Annotated in this window: 12 protein-coding genes; 7 read left to right on the top strand and 5 right to left on the bottom strand. The window is 56.7% G+C overall.

Annotated features, from left to right (window positions below; translation table 11 throughout):
• Positions 1 to 285: 285 nt before the first annotated feature.
• Positions 286 to 1776 carry a sodium/proline symporter PutP gene (gene putP, locus IBX51_RS00615; RefSeq protein ID WP_291827489.1) on the top strand — a complete coding sequence of 497 codons (1491 nt, stop codon included), beginning with the start codon at positions 286 to 288 and terminating at the stop codon, positions 1774 to 1776.
• A 185-nt stretch (positions 1777 to 1961) separates the two neighbouring features.
• Here the strand turns inward: putP and IBX51_RS00610 are convergent, their stop codons facing one another.
• Positions 1962 to 4556, bottom strand: coding sequence for a bifunctional aconitate hydratase 2/2-methylisocitrate dehydratase (locus IBX51_RS00610; protein ID WP_291827604.1), 2595 nt, complete (start codon positions 4554 to 4556; stop codon positions 1962 to 1964).
• 259 nt (positions 4557 to 4815) lie between these two features.
• On the opposite strand from IBX51_RS00610, the gene IBX51_RS00605 reads away from it, so the two are divergent.
• Positions 4816 to 5424 carry a tRNA isopentenyl-2-thiomethyl-A-37 hydroxylase MiaE gene (locus IBX51_RS00605; protein ID WP_291827487.1) on the top strand — a complete coding sequence of 203 codons (609 nt, stop codon included), beginning with the start codon at positions 4816 to 4818 and terminating at the stop codon, positions 5422 to 5424.
• 4 nt (positions 5425 to 5428) lie between these two features.
• Here the strand turns inward: IBX51_RS00605 and IBX51_RS00600 are convergent, their stop codons facing one another.
• Entirely contained in the window at positions 5429 to 6310 is an 882-nt protein-coding gene (locus IBX51_RS00600; RefSeq protein ID WP_291827485.1) for a LysR family transcriptional regulator, read from the bottom strand.
• 90 nt (positions 6311 to 6400) lie between these two features.
• Positions 6401 to 7189: a universal stress protein gene (locus IBX51_RS00595; RefSeq protein ID WP_291827483.1), complete on the bottom strand. Its 789-nt coding sequence runs from the start codon at positions 7187 to 7189 to the stop codon at positions 6401 to 6403.
• A 224-nt stretch (positions 7190 to 7413) separates the two neighbouring features.
• Here IBX51_RS00595 and IBX51_RS00590 point away from each other — a divergent pair, with 224 nt between their 5' ends.
• Entirely contained in the window at positions 7414 to 8184 is a 771-nt protein-coding gene (locus IBX51_RS00590; RefSeq protein ID WP_291827481.1) for a ferredoxin--NADP reductase, read from the top strand.
• A gap of 178 nt (positions 8185 to 8362) precedes the next feature.
• The gene (locus IBX51_RS00585; RefSeq protein WP_291827480.1) at positions 8363 to 10699 is read left to right on the top strand and encodes a PQQ-dependent sugar dehydrogenase; all 2337 of its coding nucleotides are present in this window, start codon (positions 8363 to 8365) and stop codon (positions 10697 to 10699) included.
• A gap of 16 nt (positions 10700 to 10715) precedes the next feature.
• On the opposite strand, the gene lpxH is transcribed toward IBX51_RS00585, so the two are convergent.
• Positions 10716 to 11447: a UDP-2,3-diacylglucosamine diphosphatase gene (lpxH, locus tag IBX51_RS00580; RefSeq protein ID WP_291827479.1), complete on the bottom strand. Its 732-nt coding sequence runs from the start codon at positions 11445 to 11447 to the stop codon at positions 10716 to 10718.
• Complete coding sequence (locus IBX51_RS00575) at positions 11444 to 11944, bottom strand: peptidylprolyl isomerase (protein WP_291827476.1); 501 nt, start codon at positions 11942 to 11944, stop codon at positions 11444 to 11446. The genes lpxH and IBX51_RS00575 overlap by 4 nt, the downstream gene beginning before the upstream one ends.
• A gap of 160 nt (positions 11945 to 12104) precedes the next feature.
• Here IBX51_RS00575 and IBX51_RS00570 point away from each other — a divergent pair, with 160 nt between their 5' ends.
• The 3 genes from IBX51_RS00570 to IBX51_RS00560 all read left to right on the top strand — a co-directional run bounded on the left by IBX51_RS00570 (position 12105) and on the right by IBX51_RS00560 (position 17492).
• A complete protein-coding gene (locus tag IBX51_RS00570) occupies positions 12105 to 13784 on the top strand; it encodes a glutamine--tRNA ligase/YqeY domain fusion protein (protein ID WP_291827474.1) in 1680 nt (559 codons plus the stop codon).
• Positions 13784 to 15169 carry a cysteine--tRNA ligase gene (gene cysS / locus IBX51_RS00565; RefSeq protein ID WP_291827472.1) on the top strand — a complete coding sequence of 462 codons (1386 nt, stop codon included), beginning with the start codon at positions 13784 to 13786 and terminating at the stop codon, positions 15167 to 15169. Before IBX51_RS00570 ends, cysS begins: the two co-directional genes overlap by 1 nt.
• Before the next feature lie 151 nt (positions 15170 to 15320).
• Positions 15321 to 17492 carry a malate synthase G gene (locus tag IBX51_RS00560; protein ID WP_291827469.1) on the top strand — a complete coding sequence of 724 codons (2172 nt, stop codon included), beginning with the start codon at positions 15321 to 15323 and terminating at the stop codon, positions 17490 to 17492.
• Positions 17493 to 17599: the final 107 nt, after the last annotated feature.

Genomic DNA, 17599 nt, shown 5'->3' with positions numbered 1-17599 from the left:
TGGGAGTCCCGTAGAATTCTGTAAAAGAATCGTAGGATTTTGTAAGCCGTAGGTCGGTAGTAATACTAACTTAATGTTTCTGTAGGATTGCACTTTTGGCCGGCAACTTTTGTCGTGATGGAGTGAACAATAATCAGGTTTGTCAGGAGCTGTGCGGGGGTTCTGCCTCCTCCAATTCGGATGGATATTGGGTAAACAAGAAAAACGGCACAGTGCGCAGGCCGGCATGCCAAGTCTGTGCCTTAAGAGCGGATGTTATCCGACTCATTAAACCGGAGGAGCCTTATGGCTATTGGTGTTTGGATCAGTCTATTTGCTTACTTTGCGATCATGATCGGCATTGGCATATACGCCATGCGCAGATCCACATCGTCATCGGAAGATTACATGCTGGGCGGGCGAGCCCTCAGTCCAAAAGTGGCGGCGCTGTCGGCGGGTGCCTCGGATATGAGTGGCTGGTTGCTTCTGGGCTTGCCCGGGGCGCTGTTCGTCACTGGCCTGGCTTCTGCCTGGATTGGTATCGGCTTGTTCGTAGGTGCTTTCATTAACTGGACCCTGGTTGCGCCACGTCTTCGTGAGCAGACTGTCCATTACGGGAACGCTATTACCATTCCGTCGTTCCTTGCGAACCGGTTCCCGACTCAGGCGCTTTCCCTGCGCACGGTCTCGGCCATCGTTATTGTTATCTTCTTCGCCGTTTACACAGCGTCCGGCCTGGTTGCGGGCGGCAAGCTGTTTGAAAGTGCGTTTTCCGGCATCTTCAACTTTGGCGGCCTGAGCGACTACGGCGTGGGTATTGTTATCACCCTGGGTGTGGTTTTGGCTTACACCGTGGTTGGCGGCTTCCTCGCGGTGAGCATGACGGACTTTGTTCAGGGCTGCATCATGATGTTCGCGCTGATCATTATGCCAGCGGTAGTGCTCTTCGGCGAAGGTGGCGGCGGTTTCTCGCAGGCCTCTGAAACTCTCAATTCTGTCGATCCCACGCTGCTTTCCTGGACGCAGGGGCTGACATTTATCGGCTGGCTGTCGGCGGTTACCTGGGGTCTTGGCTATTTCGGTCAGCCTCACATCATCGTGCGCTTCATGGCGATTCGTACGCTGAAAGATGTACCCATCGCCCGTAACATCGGCATGGGCTGGATGGCAGTTTCCCTGATCGGTGCCATTTCTCTGGGTGTATTCGGGCGCGCTTATGCGATCCGCAACGGTATGGATGTGGCAGATCCTGAAACCATCTTTATCATCCTGGCCGACCTGCTGTTCCACCCGCTGATCACTGGCTTCCTGTATGCGGCGTTGCTGGCTGCGGTCATGAGCACCATCTCCAGTCAGCTGCTGGTGTCTTCGTCTTCACTGACCGAGGACTTCTACCGCCTGTTCCTGCGTAAAGAGGCTACTGATAAAGAATGCGTTAACGTGGGCCGGGTTTGTGTTGTCCTGGTCGGTCTTGTTGCCGCTGTCATTGCGTCCGATGAAAACTCTCAGGTTCTGGCTCTGGTCAGTAACGCCTGGGCAGGCTTTGGCGCTGCCTTTGGTCCTCTGATTATCCTGTCGCTGATGTGGTCACGCACCAATGGTGCGGGCGCGATCGCAGGTATGGTCGCCGGTGCCGGTACCGTTATTGTCTGGATCTCTCTGGGCTGGAACGGCAGCTTCATGGGCGGCCCTGGCGTCTATGAGATCATTCCGGGCTTCATTATCGCCATGATCGCGATTGTTGTGGTCAGCCTGGCGACCAAGGATTCCGGTGAGTACCAGCACATCACTCGGTAATCGAGAGCGGTTATAATGCTCTGACAAAATCAGGGGCTCCTTCGGGGGCCCCTTTTTCGTATGAGAGTCTGGTCCGCAGGCGGGGTACCCCCCCTGGCTCATCCTCAGTGGTTGTTGTTCAGGCACAAAAAAACGCCAGCCCGAGGGCTGGCGTTTTCATGGAGCTAAACCTTGAAGGTTAGTGCTTAGGCAACGTTCGCTTCAGCGGCCTTCTTGGTGTAGTTCTCCATCTGGTCGAAGTTGAGATACTTGTAGATCTCTTTCGACATGCTGTTCAGGTCTTTGGCGTACTCCATGTACTCCGCAGCGGAGGGCAGTTTGCCCAGTACCGCGCCCACAGCTGCCAGTTCCGCAGAGGTCAGGTACACATTAGCACCGTCGCCGAGGCGGTTCGGGAAGTTACGGGTAGAGGTAGACAGAACGGTAGACTTGGCAGCCACACGCGCCTGGTTACCCATGCACAGGGAGCAGCCCGGCATCTCGGTGCGAACACCGGCAGTGCCGTAGATGTTGAAGTAACCCTCTTCCATCAGCTGAGCCTGGTCCATCTTGGTGGGAGGAGACATCCACAGACGGGTTTTCAGAGGTTCCTTATTCTGCGCAAGCAATTTACCTGCGGCACGGAAGTGACCAATGTTGGTCATGCAGGAGCCGATGAAGACTTCGTCAACTTTGTCGCCAGCCACTTCAGACAGAGTGCGGGCATCGTCCGGATCGTTCGGGCAGCATACGATTGGCTCTTTGATGTCGGCCAGATCGATTTCCACCACGTGAGCGTATTCGGCGTCTTTGTCGGCACGCATCAGCTTCGGATTGGCAATCCACTCTTCCATTTGCTTGGCGCGACGCTCCAGGGTACGCGGATCGCCGTAACCTTCGGCAATCATCCAGCGCAGCATGGTGATGTTGGAGCGCAGGTACTCGGCCACAGACTCTTCAGACAGGTTGATGGTGCAACCAGCTGCGGAGCGCTCGGCGGAGGCGTCAGACAGCTCAAACGCTTGCTCGACGGTCAGGCTTTCAAGGCCTTCGATTTCCAGGATACGACCAGAGAATTCGTTGATCTTGCCTTTCTTCTCAACGGTCAGTATGCCTTGTTTGATGCCGTACAGCGGGATCGCGTGTACCAGATCGCGCAGGGTGATGCCGGGCTGCATTTCGCCTTTGAAGCGAACCAGAACGGATTCCGGCATATCCAGCGGCATAACACCGGTTGCCGCGGCAAACGCCACCAGGCCAGAACCGGCCGGGAACGAGATGCCCATCGGGAAACGGGTGTGGGAGTCACCACCGGTACCCACGGTGTCTGGCAGCAGCATGCGGTTCAGCCAGGAGTGGATGATACCGTCGCCCGGACGCAGAGAAACACCGCCACGGGTGCGGATGAAGTCTGGCATGGTGTGCTGCATTTCAACGTCAACCGGCTTGGGGTAAGCGGCGGTGTGACAGAAGGACTGCATAACCAGATCTGCCTGGAAGCCCAGGCACGCCAGATCCTTCAGCTCGTCACGGGTCATCGGACCGGTGGTGTCCTGTGAACCCACGGTAGTCATGTGCGGTTCGCAGTAGGTGCCCGGGCGCACGCCCTGGCCTTCATCCAGACCGCAGGCCTTACCGACCATCTTCTGGCCCAGGGTGAAGCCTTTGGTGCCGGCTTCAGGATCTTTCGGCAGGCGGAACAGGTCGGTAGCGCCCATGCCCAGTGCGGTGCGAGCCTTGGCGGTGAGGCCACGGCCGATGATCAGCGGGATACGGCCGCCAGCCTGAACTTCGTCCAGGATCACGTCAGATTTGAATTTGAATTCGGAGATCGTCTCACCGGCTTCGTTCAGGATCTTGCCTTCGTATGGGCGGATGTCGATGACGTCGCCCATGTTCATGTTGTCTACCGGTGCTTCGAAAACCAGTGCGCCGGCATCTTCCATGGTGTTGAAGAAGATCGGAGCAACCTTGTTACCGATACAGACACCGCCGCCACGCTTGTTCGGCACGCCCGGGATGTCGTCACCGAAGAACCACAGCACCGAGTTAGTGGCAGACTTACGGGAAGAACCGGTACCTACAACGTCACCTACGAAGGCAACGGGCAGGCCCTTGGATTTGATTTCTTCGATCTGGCTCATGGGGCCCGTTACGCCAGGCTCTTCCGGCTTCAGGCCATCACGCTCCATTTTATAGGCAGCGCGGGCGTGCAGCGGGATGTCCGGGCGGGACCAGGCATCCGGAGCCGGTGACAGGTCATCGGTGTTGGTTTCGCCGGTGACCTTGAAAACGACCATCTTGGTGCTTTCAGGAACCTTGTTCTTGTTGGTGAACCACTCGGCGTTAGCCCAGGACTCAATCACAGACTTGGCGACGGCGTTGCCGGCGTCCATTTTTTCTTTGACGTCGTTGAATGCATCGAACATCAGCAGGGTGTGCTTGAGTTCTTCACCGGCCAGCTCAGCCAGTTCGGCGTTATCCAGCAGGTCAACCAGAGTGGCGATGTTATAGCCGCCCTGCATCATGCCCAGCAGTTGCACCGCTTTTTTGCTGTCGATCAGCGGAGAAGTGGCTTCGCCTTTAACAATGGCGGTCAGGAAAGCGGCTTTTACATAAGCGGCTTCGTCTACGCCTGGCGGAACGCGGTTTTCAAGAAGGTCAACCAGGGTTGCTTCTTCACCGGCAGGCGGGTTCTTCAGCAGTTCGATCAGACCGGCAGTCTGCTCGGGGTTCAGGGGCTTGGGTGGAATACCCAGGGCTTCACGTTCAGCAACGTGTTCACGGTAGGCTTCTAACACGATATGGACCCTCATCAGTTGGAATGTCCCTCGCCGGTGGCACGGTGCCTGGCGGGAGTTTTTTGGCGAAAAGGCCGCAGGAGCCTCTGAATAACACCTAAAATCACCGACTAGGGCTTCAGGATTTATTCAGAGACTCCTTGATCTGGCGCTGCATTCTATAGGAAAGCACTTACAAAGTTAAGTTGGACAGAGGTCGGAGAGATCTGTTGGCTGCGCTATACTGCGCGTTTTCCTGAACCTGACCCGATCGGATGATATGAGCGACGCCCTGCAAGAGATACATGACTTTCTGCCTTGCCGAACGCCGGCAGCATGGATTGAGAATGCATTGGCCAATCAGGATTTGCTGCTGATTGACCATGCCCATTGTGAAAAAAAGGCCGCCTCAACCGCGCTCAGCCTGATGTACCGGTACGTGGACAATACCAATCTGCTCAACAAGATGTCGCGACTGGCACGTGAGGAGTTGCGGCATTTTGAGCAGGTGTTGGCGATCATGGTCAAACGGGGCGTGGCATATACGCATTTGACCCCTTCGCGCTATGCGGCCGGCCTGCGGGCGCCGGTGCGAAAGGATGATCCAGGCCGTCTGGTGGATGTGCTGATTGTGGGTGCTATCATTGAGGCTCGCTCCTGCGAGCGGTTTGCGGCGCTGGCGCCGTTTCTGGATGAAAAGCTGGCGGATTTCTACAACAGTTTGCTGAAATCCGAGGCCCGGCATTATCAGGATTACCTGAAACTCGCCGAGCAGGCCAACGGTGGGCCGGTGGATGAACGGGTGGCGGAATTTATGGCTATTGAACAGCCGCTGATTGAAACGCCGGACTCTGAGTTCCGGTTCCACAGCGGGCCGGTTATTGATTGATGTGTTAAAGCTCTCTGCATAATGTCATCCACCGGTCAATGCCGGCGCTGCGGTACTTCTGCTTGTGCAGGATAAAATAGAACTGGCGATCAAATTTTCGGTGTTCCGGAACCGTCAGGGGTACCAGGCTGCCGCGTTTGAAGGCGTCTGTTAGCACGAGCTGAGACAGGCAACCAATGCCAAGGTTGGCCTCCACTGCACGTTTGATCGCCTCGGTATGTTCCAGCTCCAACAGAATTGTCAGGTCTGGTAGCAGGCCTTGCATGCCTCGCTCAAAACTCTGTCGAGTGCCAGAACCTTGTTCCCGCATGATCCAGACGGCTTGCCGAAGATCCTCGTCTGTCAGCACGGCTTTCCGGGCCAAAGGATGGTCGGGGGAGCAGAAGGCCACCAACTGATCTCCCCGCCAGGGAATCACCTCTAGCTCCGTGCTTTGCAGCTCACCCTCAATCAATCCGATGTCCAGCTCGAAATCTTTGACGCGACGGGCAATGGCTCTGGTATTGGCCACTTCCAGTGAGACTCTGGGATGGTTGGGCGAGCTCATGTACTCGGCCATAACCCCCACGGCAAGATAGTTCCCGATGGTCAGCGTGGCTCCAACCTTAAGTGCACCCACTTCGGAATGTTTGCTGAAAGCTTGTTCCAGCTCGGTGGCCTGGGCGACCAGAGCCTCTGCCTTGGGCCGATAGAGTCTGCCCAGTTCGTTCAGTTGCAGGCGCTTGCCGACACGGTCAAATAACTGGATATCAAACTGGCTCTCCAGCTCTTTAAGTGCGCTGCTGGCGGCAGATTGCGACATGGCAAGGGATTCCGCCGCCCGGGTGATGTTCTGGTAGTGGGCGGCGGCGAGGAAGACCTCAAGTTGTCGAAAGCTATACTTCATAATCGATCAGGCCGGATAAGGGGGGAGGTATGTCCTGTCTGATCGATACGTTAGCGGTTCAAATGCCGGAAAACAACACAGCGCGCCGGTTCAGGGGATCATCAGCACCGGGTAGGGGCTGGCGGCAGCAATATGTTCTGTTGTGCTGCCGATCATGATTTCCTGAATCGGGGTTGAGCCTCGCTTGCCCATAATGGTCAGTGCGGGGCGGGTGTCTGTGATGGTTTGCAATATCTGGTCAACGGGGCGACCGATTAACACGTTTCGGTGCACGCCAGGGTGACGCTCAGCCAGGTCATTGATTCGCTGCTCCGTTGCCTCATCTGCCGCCTCTGGCTCTGCGGAATGTACCCACACCACGCGCCCGGTGTGCTTGCCAGACATCAGTTGTTCGAATAGGGCCTGGGCGTTGAACGAAGCCTTGGAACCATCCGTTGCGAAGAGAAGTTCTCCCTCAGCGGAGGCAGGTTGGTCTTGAACTGGAATGATCAGTAGCGGCACTTTGGTCGTTCTGGCCAGGTTCAAGGCTGTATTGCCAAAGAACAATTCTTTGGCCGCGTGGTGGCTGCGATTGCAGGCGACCACGCCGTCGGCATCGAGTTTTTTCGCCAGAGCCTGCACTTCTTGTGCGACGAAGCCTTTGAGTACTTGGGTCTCGGCCTGGATGCCCAGAGATTGTGAAAGTTGCTCGCCGATGCGCCGCAGCCGCTCAGTGGCTGCGCCTTCGGTATCGTCTGGGTGCAGTCGTTTGTGGGTTTGCAGTACGTAGGTAAGCGTGATCTTTTCTGTTTCGAGAAGCTGGAGCAAACCGGGCAGCTGCTCCATGGCTTGTTCCCAGGCCGTAGTGTAATCAACGGTAAGAATCAGGTGCTTGAGCATGCAGTCTCCTTGTAAATGAAGCGCTTGTGAGCAAAATCTACATTCAGATTAGTTCAGATCTTGTGATCCGGCCATGATCAGGGTCATATTTACCGGGCCTTTAATCTATTTTATCGAACATGGTTATGGGTATTGCCTGTTTTGTCGATTTAGTGCGCTGGGGTAAACTGTGCCCATCGAATTTTCCTATAACTGTCTGTGATGTTTTAGCAGCGAGGGCTCCCATGAGTAATCTGATGAAAGAAAAAGTCACCAGTGTTCATCACTGGAACGACACCCTGTTCAGTTTCAAGACGAGTCGGGACCCCGGCTTTCGTTTCAAGAACGGGCATTTCGTGATGATTGGTCTGGAAACCGACGGCAAGCCGTTGATGAGGGCGTACAGTATTGCCAGTGCCAACTATGAAGAAGAGCTGGAGTTCTTCTCAATTAAGGTGCCCGATGGCCCGCTGACATCGCGCTTGCAGAAGATCAGTGTTGGCGATGAGATCCTCGTCAGCCGCAAGCCGACGGGCACCCTGGTGCTGGATAACCTGTTGCCCGGACGAAACCTTTGGTTGATCAGTACTGGTACCGGTCTGGCACCGTTTATGAGCATTATCAAAGACCCTGAAGTGTATGATGCGTTTGATAATGTCATCCTGACTCACGGTGTTCGCTATGTGTCTGAGCTGGCCTATCAGCAAGATATTGAGGCTTTGCCCGCCAACGAGTTTTTCGGCGAAATGGTGGAAGGTAAGCTGATGTATTATCCGACCGTGACTCGCGAGCCGTTCCGTAACCAGGGGCGCCTGACCGATGCGATGGAAACCGGCAAGATTACCCGGGATCTTGGCTTGCCTGACTTTGATGTTGAACAGGATCGCTTTATGATCTGCGGCAGCCCAAGCATGCTTAAAGATACCTGTTCTATTTTGAACACCATGGGCTTCCAAGAAGCTCGTGGTGGGGATATGGGGCATTACGTCATTGAGCGTGCGTTTGTCGAGCAATAAACCTGATCCACAGGGGCTTGTCAGCGCTGGAAAGCGCCATAGAGCTTGGGTCAGGCTGGACTGGCTTCAACGGTTGGCATCCTGGGGGGTATCCGGCTAGATTATTGGCAAGCTTTCAAAAATGCCTGTGTGTCCATAGAGTTCATGTAAAGGAATAGGAATGGGACCCGCTCGATCGATGAACAAACCTGTCCGGATTGTAATCGCCGGAGTGGTAGCGGTTTTGTGTGGTGCCTTTTTAGGTAGCATGGTCCAGACCCAGTTTAACCTGGCGGCGCTGTCGGGGCTGGGGGCTTCCTTCACGTTGGCTGAACGCTTGACGGTCCTGGCAACGGATCTGCTCCAGTTTGCTCCGCTTTATGCCGGCTTACTGGTCGCCGCGTTGATTCCAGGTTTTCTGGTGACGGCAGGGCTACTCAGGTTGTTGGGGTTGCCTTATCGCGATTTCTGGTTCGCTTTTGGTGCAGCCATGGCGTTGTGGGCAACCCTGGCCCTGGTGGATCGTTTGGCGCCTATGCCAACATTGATTGCGGCAACGCGGTCCGTCCCAGGCTTAATGGCTATGCTGGCGACAGCGGCGGTGGCTGGGTGGGTGTTTGCTCAGCTGACGGCTCCGCCATCCAGATCCGCGACTGGCCGGGTGCCACTGGCCATGTTGATGCTGGCCGGTATGTGGAGTAGTTCTGAGCCTGCAATGGCTTCCTCCGATCCGTCGGGGGCCTTGGACTATCACATTGAAGAGGTTGCGCAGGGGTTGGATTACCCATGGTCCGTTGCTTTTTTGCCTGAGGGCTCTGCCTTGGTGACCGAGCGTGGCGGTGTGCTGAAAAGGTTATCGCCCGATGGCGAGCAAACAGTGATCAGCGGAGTTCCCGAGGTTTACGCTTCTGGCCAGGCGGGCTTGTTCGATGTGCTTATTGAGCCTGGAATGGATGGCGACGGTCGAATCTTTCTGGCTTATGCCTGCGGAAATGCCAGGGCCAACCATCTGTGCGTGGCCAGCGGCCATCTCAGCGGTAACAACCTGACCGGTGTGCGTGAGATTTTTCGGGCCGCGCCTGCGAAATACGGCAATGCCCATTACGGCGGTCGAATGGCCTGGCTGGGGGACGGCAGCCTGCTGGTGACCTTGGGCGATGGCTTTGATTTCAGGGAAGAGGCGCAGCGGCTGTCCAGTCATATTGGCACAATTGTACGGTTGAACCCGGACGGTTCGGTGCCTCCGGATAACCCCTTCATAGACCAGGACGGAGCGCTACCGGAGATCTACAGTCTGGGCCATCGTAACGTGCAGGGCGTTGTCTATGATGCGGATAACGACCGCATTATTGCGCATGAGCATGGCCCGCGCGGGGGTGACGAGATCAACCTGATCCGTCGGGGCGGCAATTATGGTTGGCCATTGGCTACCGATGGCGTTGATTACACCGGTGCCATGATCACGCCGTTCCGTCGCTATGAAGGCACAATTGAGCCGTTGTGGTCCTGGACGCCGTCTATTGCGCCCTCGGGGATGGCTTTGTACCACGGCCACCAGTTTCCGCAGTGGCGTGGCAACCTGTTTGTTGGCGCGCTCGCGAATAAGAGCGTACACCGAATGATTTTGGTGGATGGAGAGGTGGTTGCCACCGAACGGCTTTTTGACGAGTTGGGCGAGCGAATTCGGGATGTGCGGGGTGGGCCGGACGGCGCGCTTTACCTCTTGACGGATTCACCGCAGGGCCGCTTGCTACGGGTGGTGCCCCGTGAGCCTCCGCAGGCACAGATAATGACACTGGATTCGCAAGCGTTGGCTTGGGTGGGTGAGCAAATCTTCCGTAATGAATGTGCCGCCAGGCATCAATGCCTGGTGCATTGGAACGAGGGTGAAGCCTTTCCCTCTTTGGGCATTGGTCATTTTATCTGGTATCCCGAGGGCCAAACCGGGCCATTTACCGAGAGTTTCCCCGCTCTGCTGGCGTTCATGGTTGATCAGGGCGTTGAGTTGCCGATCTGGTTAGACGCTGCCCGTGTTCAGGGAGCGCCCTGGCCGGACCGGGCTACGTTTCTGCAGCAGGCCTCCGCATCTGCGCAGGTAGAAGCGTTGCGCGAGTTCCTGTATGACACTCGCGGGCTGCAGGTGCGCTTTATTCGGGAGCGCGCGGACCAGTCCCTGGAGACAGTGGTGGCGGCAGTGCCAAAAGCCAGACAGGCGATTATCCGAGAGCGGCTATGGCAGTTGGGACAAACGCCGGGCGGCGTCTATGCCTTGATGGATTATGTGAATTTTAAAGGGGAAGGGCTGGCGGAAACCGAGCGTTATGAGGGCGAAGGCTGGGGGTTGGCTCAGGTGCTCGGGGCAATGGACGAAGGTGGCGGCAAAACGGCATTGGTTCGGTTTCGTGAATCGGCGGGCACGGTGCTTTCCCGTCGCGCCCAGTTGGCTGAAAATCCGATCGAACGCGAACGCTGGTTGCCCGGTTGGCTGAGGCGCCTTGAAAGCTATCGGGAGCCAGCGTTAAAAAGCGGAAGATGAAAGCGCCGCTGGAGCGCTAAGGCTCCAGGGGCTGCTGTTTTAAGGCCATCTCTTTGCCGGGTTGTGCCGCCAGCCACCAAACATGGCTGTGCCAGTCACCAAGAACGATCCGGCGCGCCGGCTTGCCGTTGGCCTCAAGCTCATGAACGGCGGGCCGATGAGTGTGGCCGTGAATCATCAGCTGCACGTTATGGCGTTCCAGCTCCTTGATCACTTCCTCCGGAGTAACATCCATGATCGCCTCGGCCTTGCTCTGGTTTTTCGCCATCGAGACTTCCCGTAACTGGCGAGCCATTTGCTGGCGGTCTTTCAGGGGGCGAGCCAGCATCATCTGCTGCATTTGCGGATTGCGCATGGCGTTACGGAATTTCTGGTATTCGACATCGGCCGTGCACAGGCTGTCGCCATGAAGTAACAGGGTTGGTATGCCGTACAGGTCGATCACCGTCGGGTCGTCGAGCAGGGTAGTGCCGGCACGTTGGCAGAAGTCGTCACCGATCAGGAAATCCCGATTGCCGTGCATCAGAAAAATGTCGGTCCCGGTGTCGCTGAGCGCTTTCAGGGCGCTGGCCACCTGCTCCTGAAGCGGGGTGCGCTCGTCGTCGCCAATCCAGGCTTCAAAAAAATCCCCGAGGATGAACAGGCGTTCTGCTCCGGGTGCTTTTTCGTTCAGGAACGACATAAACGCGCCCGTGATGTCCGGGCGCGATTCCTCAAGATGAAGGTCAGAGATAAACAGCGTGGTCACGCGTCCTCCAGAACCTCGGCTTTCTCAATAATAACGTCCTCCGAAGGAACGTCCTGATGACCGGCCCGCATAGTAGTGCGCACGCCCCGGATTTTGTTCACCGTGTCCATGCCTTCTGCAATCTTACCGAACACGCAGTAACCCCAGCCTTCGGCGTTTTTTGCGGTGTGATCCAGAAAACCGTTGTTTTCAACGTTGATGAAGAACTGTGCAGTCGCGGAATGGGGGTCCATGGTGCGGGCCATGGCGACGGTGCCGATCATATTGCTCAGGCCGTTATCGGCCTCGTTCTGAATGGGATCGCGGGTTTTGCGCGGGGTCATGCCCGGCTCAAAACCGCCGCCCTGAACCATGAAGTTGCTGATCACACGGTGAAAAATCAGACCGTCGTAGAAACCATCGCGAACGTACTGTTCGAAGTTCTTTGCGGTTTCTGGCGCTTTTTCGTAGTCCAGTTCCAGTTTGATATCGCCGTGGTTGGTTTGCAGCAGAATCATCAGGGCTTCCTGTAATTAAGGTTTGGGTAACTTTAAAGATCGTATTGTACGCAAGAGTTTCGTCGTGTGCATGAGTCCGGCAAGGATTTGTGAGTATAATAGGCGGTTTAAGGGAGCGCAGCTGTGCTTCCAGGTCCCATTCCCTGTTGACAGAGATTGTATGAGCGCCGAGTCGAAGAAAGCCCATAATTTTATTCAGAGCCTGATCGAAGACGCCATCACCAAGGGTGAGCATTCTGGCAAGGTCGTTACCCGTTTTCCGCCAGAGCCGAACGGCTACCTCCACGTCGGGCATGCCAAGTCTATCTGCCTGAACTTTGGCATCGCCGAGACCTTTGGTGGTGAGTGCAATCTTCGCTTTGATGACACTAACCCGGAGAAAGAAAGCCAGGAATACATCGATGCTATCAAGCAGGATGTCGAGTGGCTGGGCTACAAGTGGGCCGATGAGGTGCTTTACGCCTCTGATTACTTTGATCAGCTTTATGCCTTTGCCGAGGAGTTGATCGAGAAGGGCAAGGCCTATGTGTGCGCCCTGAACGCCGAGCAGATGGCAGAGTACCGTGGCTCGCTGAAAGCACCGGGCAAAAACAGCCCGTATCGTGACCGCCCGGTGGACGAAAGCCTGCAACTGTTCCGGGATATGCGCGCGGGTAAGTACCAGAATGGTGAACTGGTGCTGCGGGCGAAGATCGATATGGCCTCGCCGAACATCAATCTGCGCGACCCGATCCTCTACCGGATTCGCTATGCCGATCACCATCAAACCGGCAATAAATGGTGCATATACCCGATGTACGATTTCACCCATCCGATTTCGGATGCGCTGGAAGGCGTCACTCATTCTTTGTGCACACTGGAATTTGAAGATCATCGCCCGCTGTACGATTGGGTGCTGGATAACATCACTATTCCGTGCCATCCGCGCCAGATCGAGTTTGCCCGGCTGAATCTGAACTACACCATCACCAGTAAGCGCAAGCTTAAGCGTCTGGTGGACGAAGCTGTGGTTGAAAGCTGGAATGATCCGCGCATGCCGACCATCTCTGGCATGCGCCGCCGTGGTTACACTCCGGAATCCATCCGCAGCTTCTGCGACATGATCGGGGTTAACAAGGCGGGCGGTACCGTCGATGTCGGCATGCTTGAGTATGCGATTCGGGAAGACCTCAACGCCCGTGCCCCCAGAGCCATGTGTGTGATGCGCCCGCTCAAGGTCACCCTGACCAATTACCCGGCCGGGCAGACCGAAACCCTGACCCTGCCGGTGCATCCGCAAAACCCGGATATGGGTGAGCGGGCGGTGACCTGGAGTCAGACCCTGTACATCGATCGCGAAGATTTCGAAGTGGAGCCGCCGCGCAAGTGGAAGCGACTGGCGCCGGATCAGGCGGTGCGCCTGCGCGGTGGTTACGTAATGACCTGCCGCGACGTGATTCGCGACGACAGCGGCGAAATTGTTGAGCTTAAATGCGAATACGATCCCGCTACTCTTGGCGTTAATCCGGAGGGTTACAAGCCCAACGGTGTTATTCACTGGGTATCCGCCGCTGACAGTGTTGAAACCGATATCAATCTGTACGATCGCCTGTTCAATCACGAATCGCCAGACAGCGATAAAGAGGGTGATCTGCTTGATCACCTTAACCCGGAATCCCTGGTGATCCTTAAGGGCGCACGTGTAGAGAAAAGTCTGGCGCAGCCGCGCACCGATCTGCCGTATCAGTTTGAGCGGGAGGGTTATTTCTTCTGTGATCAGGAGCTGACGGCAGCGGCCGGCAAGCCGGTGTTTAATCGCACCGTCACCCTGAGAGATTCCTGGGGCAAGGGAGGCAAGTAATGCGTATCTACAATACGCTGACACAGCAAAAGGAAGAATTTAAGCCGATCGTGCCCGGCAAGGTGCGCATGTACGTGTGCGGTATGACCGTGTACGACTACTGCCACCTGGGCCACGGCCGAGTGCTGGTGGCGTTTGATGTGATCAGCCGCTACCTGCGCCACCGCGGTTATGATGTGCACTATGTGCGTAACATCACCGATATCGACGACAAGATCCTGGCCCGGGCCGATCAAAACGGCGAAGTCTATTCCGATCTGACCGGACGCATGATCAAGGCGATGCATGAAGACGAGGCTCGCCTTGGTGTGTTGTCGCCGAGCGAAGAGCCCAGAGCGACGGCCTTTATCGATGAAATTATCGCGATGATTCATACGCTGATCAGCAGTGGTCATGCCTATGCCGCAGATAATGGCGACGTTTACTTTTCTGTTAATTCCTTCCCGGATTACGGCAAGCTCAGCAAAAAGAAGCTGGAAGATCTGGTGGCCGGTGCCAGGGTAGGTGTGCAGGAAGCGAAGCGCAGTCCCGCAGACTTTGCTTTGTGGAAGTCGGCCAGGCCTGGTGAGGTGAGCTGGACATCACCCTGGGGTGACGGACGTCCGGGCTGGCACATCGAGTGCTCGGCCATGTCGACCCAGTGCCTGGGTGACACCTTTGACATTCATGGCGGTGGGCCGGACTTGCTGTTTCCGCATCACGAGAACGAGATTGCTCAGTCCGAGTGCGCCACCGGCCACAAATTTGTTAACACCTGGATGCACGCCGGTGCCATTCGGGTGAACAAAGAAAAAATGTCCAAGTCGCTGGGTAATTTCTTCACCATCCGGCAGATTCTGGAAACCTACCCGGCGGAGGTGGTGCGCTACTTCCTGGTGTCCAGTCATTATCGTAGTCAGGTGGATTACTCCGAAGACAGCCTCGCTGAAGCCGGGCGTACCCTTACCAAGCTCTATCATGCGCTACGCGGTATTACCCCTGCTAAAAACAGTGACGTGGCAGAAACGGAGCATGATCGCCGCTTTGCCGAGGTGATGGACGACGACTTCAACACCGCCGGCGCCATTGCGGTACTGCATGCGATTGCCAATGACATCAATCATCACCGTCGCGAGGGTCGCGAGGATCGGGCGGCTCAGAGTGCTGCGGTACTGGTGCGCCTGGGTGGCGTGCTGGGCCTGTTGCAGCAGAACCCTGAAGCCTTTTTTCAGGCCGATACCGGTGGTGAGTTAAGCGCTGATGATATCGAAGCGATGATTCAGGCTCGCGCTGCCGCCCGCAAGGCGAAGAATTTTGCCGAAGGGGACCGGATTCGTGACGAGTTGTTAGAAAAAGGCATCATCCTGGACGACAGTCGTGAGGGTACCACCTGGCGCCGCGCCTGAGCCAGGAAACTCCCCGAAAGTCGCATTGTGCTGACTGGGAATGACCTTGTAGGGAATCTCACGTATAATGCGGCGCTCAAATTAAAGTGCCCCTGCGCTGAAAGGTGCGAAAAGGGGAGTCGGGAAACGTAACCCATTGAGGCAGACAACGATGACAGAACGCGTACAAATTGGCGGCATTCAGGTCGCGAAGAATCTGTATGATTTCGTAAACAACGAAGCGATCCCGGGCACCGGTATTGACGCAGATAAATTCTGGGCAGAGTTCGACAAAATTGTGAACGAGCTGGCCCCGCGCAACCGTGAGCTGCTGGCCAAGCGTGACGCCATTCAGGAAAAACTGGATACCTGGAACCGTGACCACAAAGGCCAGAAGCTGGACATGGTCGAGTACAAGTCATTCCTGAAAGACATCGGCTATTTGGTGGACGAGCCCGGCGAGTTCAAAATCTCCACCTCCAACGTCGATCCGGAAATCGCCACCATGGCCGGCCCGCAGCTCGTGGTGCCGGTGATGAATGCCCGCTTTGCCCTGAACGCCGCCAACGCTCGTTGGGGCAGCCTGTACGACGCGCTCTACGGCACCGATGCACTGTCTGAGGAGAACGGTGCCGAGAAGGGGCGCGGCTACAATCCCGTCCGTGGTGCCAAAGTCATTGAGTGGGCCCGCAACCTGCTAGACAGCTCCGCGCCTTTGGCTGCTGGTAGCCATAAGGATGCAGCCAGGTACTACGTTGATGGCGGCAAGCTGGTGGTCAAGCTGCAGAACGGCGACGTCACCGGCCTGAAAGATGAGTCCGGTTTTGTTGGCTTTGTCGGTGCAGCCAGCGAGCCGACCGGGCTGCTGCTGGTGAAGAACGGCATGCACTTCGAAATCCAGATCGATGCCAGCCATCCGATTGGCAAGGATGACGGTGCACACGTTAAAGACGTACTGATGGAGTCGGCCCTGACCACCATCATGGACTGCGAAGACTCCGTTGCCGCGGTGGATGCGGAAGACAAGGTGCTGGCCTACAAGAACTGGCTGGGCCTGATGAAGAGCAATCTGGAAGAGTCGTTCGAGAAGGGTGGCCAGCAGATGACCCGCCGCATGAACCCGGACCGCAGCTACACCGCTGCAGACGGCAGTGAGCTGACCCTGAAGGGCCGCAGCCTGATGTTCGTCCGTAACGTCGGTCATCTGATGACCAACCCGGCGGTGCTGCTGAAAGATGGCAACGAGATTCCGGAAGGCCTGATGGACGGTCTGCTGACCTCCCTGATCGCTATCCACGACCTGAACGGCAGCGGCCAGTTTCAGAACAGCACCAAGGGTTCTGTCTACATTGTTAAGCCGAAAATGCACGGCCCGGAAGAGGTGGCATTTACCAACGAGTTCTTCGGCCGTGTCGAAGATGCCCTCGGCCTGCCGCGCTTCACCCTGAAAGTCGGTATCATGGACGAAGAGCGTCGTACCACCGTTAACCTGAAGGCCTGTATCCATGCCGCTAAAGAGCGCGCTGTGTTCATCAATACTGGCTTCCTGGATCGCACCGGTGATGAGATTCACACCTCCATGGAACTGGGCCCGTTCATCCGTAAGGGCCAGATGAAGCAGGCAACGTGGATTGGCGCCTACGAGCAGTGGAACGTCGATATTGGTCTGGAAACCGGTTTCTCCGGCGTCGCCCAGATCGGTAAAGGCATGTGGGCCATGCCGGACCTGATGGCGGGCATGCTCGAGCAGAAGATCGGCCACCCGAAATCCGGTGCCAACACCGCCTGGGTTCCGTCCCCGACGGCCGCTACACTGCATGCCACCCATTACCATCAGGTGAACGTGTTCGACGTGCAGAAAGAGCTGGCCAGCCGCCAGCGTGCGGCGCTGGAAGATATCCTGACCGTGCCGGTGATGGACGATCCGTCGGCCCTGACCGACGCCGATATCCAGCAGGAGCTGGACAACAACGCCCAAGGCATCCTGGGTTACGTTGTGCGCTGGATCGATCAGGGTGTTGGTTGCTCGAAGGTACCCGACATCAACGACATCGGCCTGATGGAAGACCGTGCAACCCTGCGTATTGCCTCCCAGTTGCTGGCTAATTGGCTGCACCACGGCGTTTGCACCGAAGCGCAGATCCTCGAAACCATGAAGCGCATGGCTGCGGTTGTTGATCGCCAGAACGCCAGCGATCCGGCCTACCGCCCGATGGCTCCAGGCTTCGACGGTATCGCCTTCCAGGCGGCGCTGGACCTGGTTCTCAAGGGCCGCGAACAGCCCAGTGGCTATACCGAGCCGCTGCTGCACGCCTATCGCCTGAAGGTGAAAGCGGGCGAGTAAGCCGCTCAGCCATAAAAAACCCCGCTCCGGCGGGGTTTTTTATGGGGCAGGCTACAAAGGGGTCTGACCCCTTGGGGTCAGACCCCACCCCTCTGCCGGCGCCGATC

This window comes from Marinobacter sp. (assembly GCF_014859525.1).
Classification (GTDB): domain Bacteria; phylum Pseudomonadota; class Gammaproteobacteria; order Pseudomonadales; family Oleiphilaceae; genus Marinobacter.
This window is presented reverse-complemented; position numbering and strand designations above follow the sequence as displayed.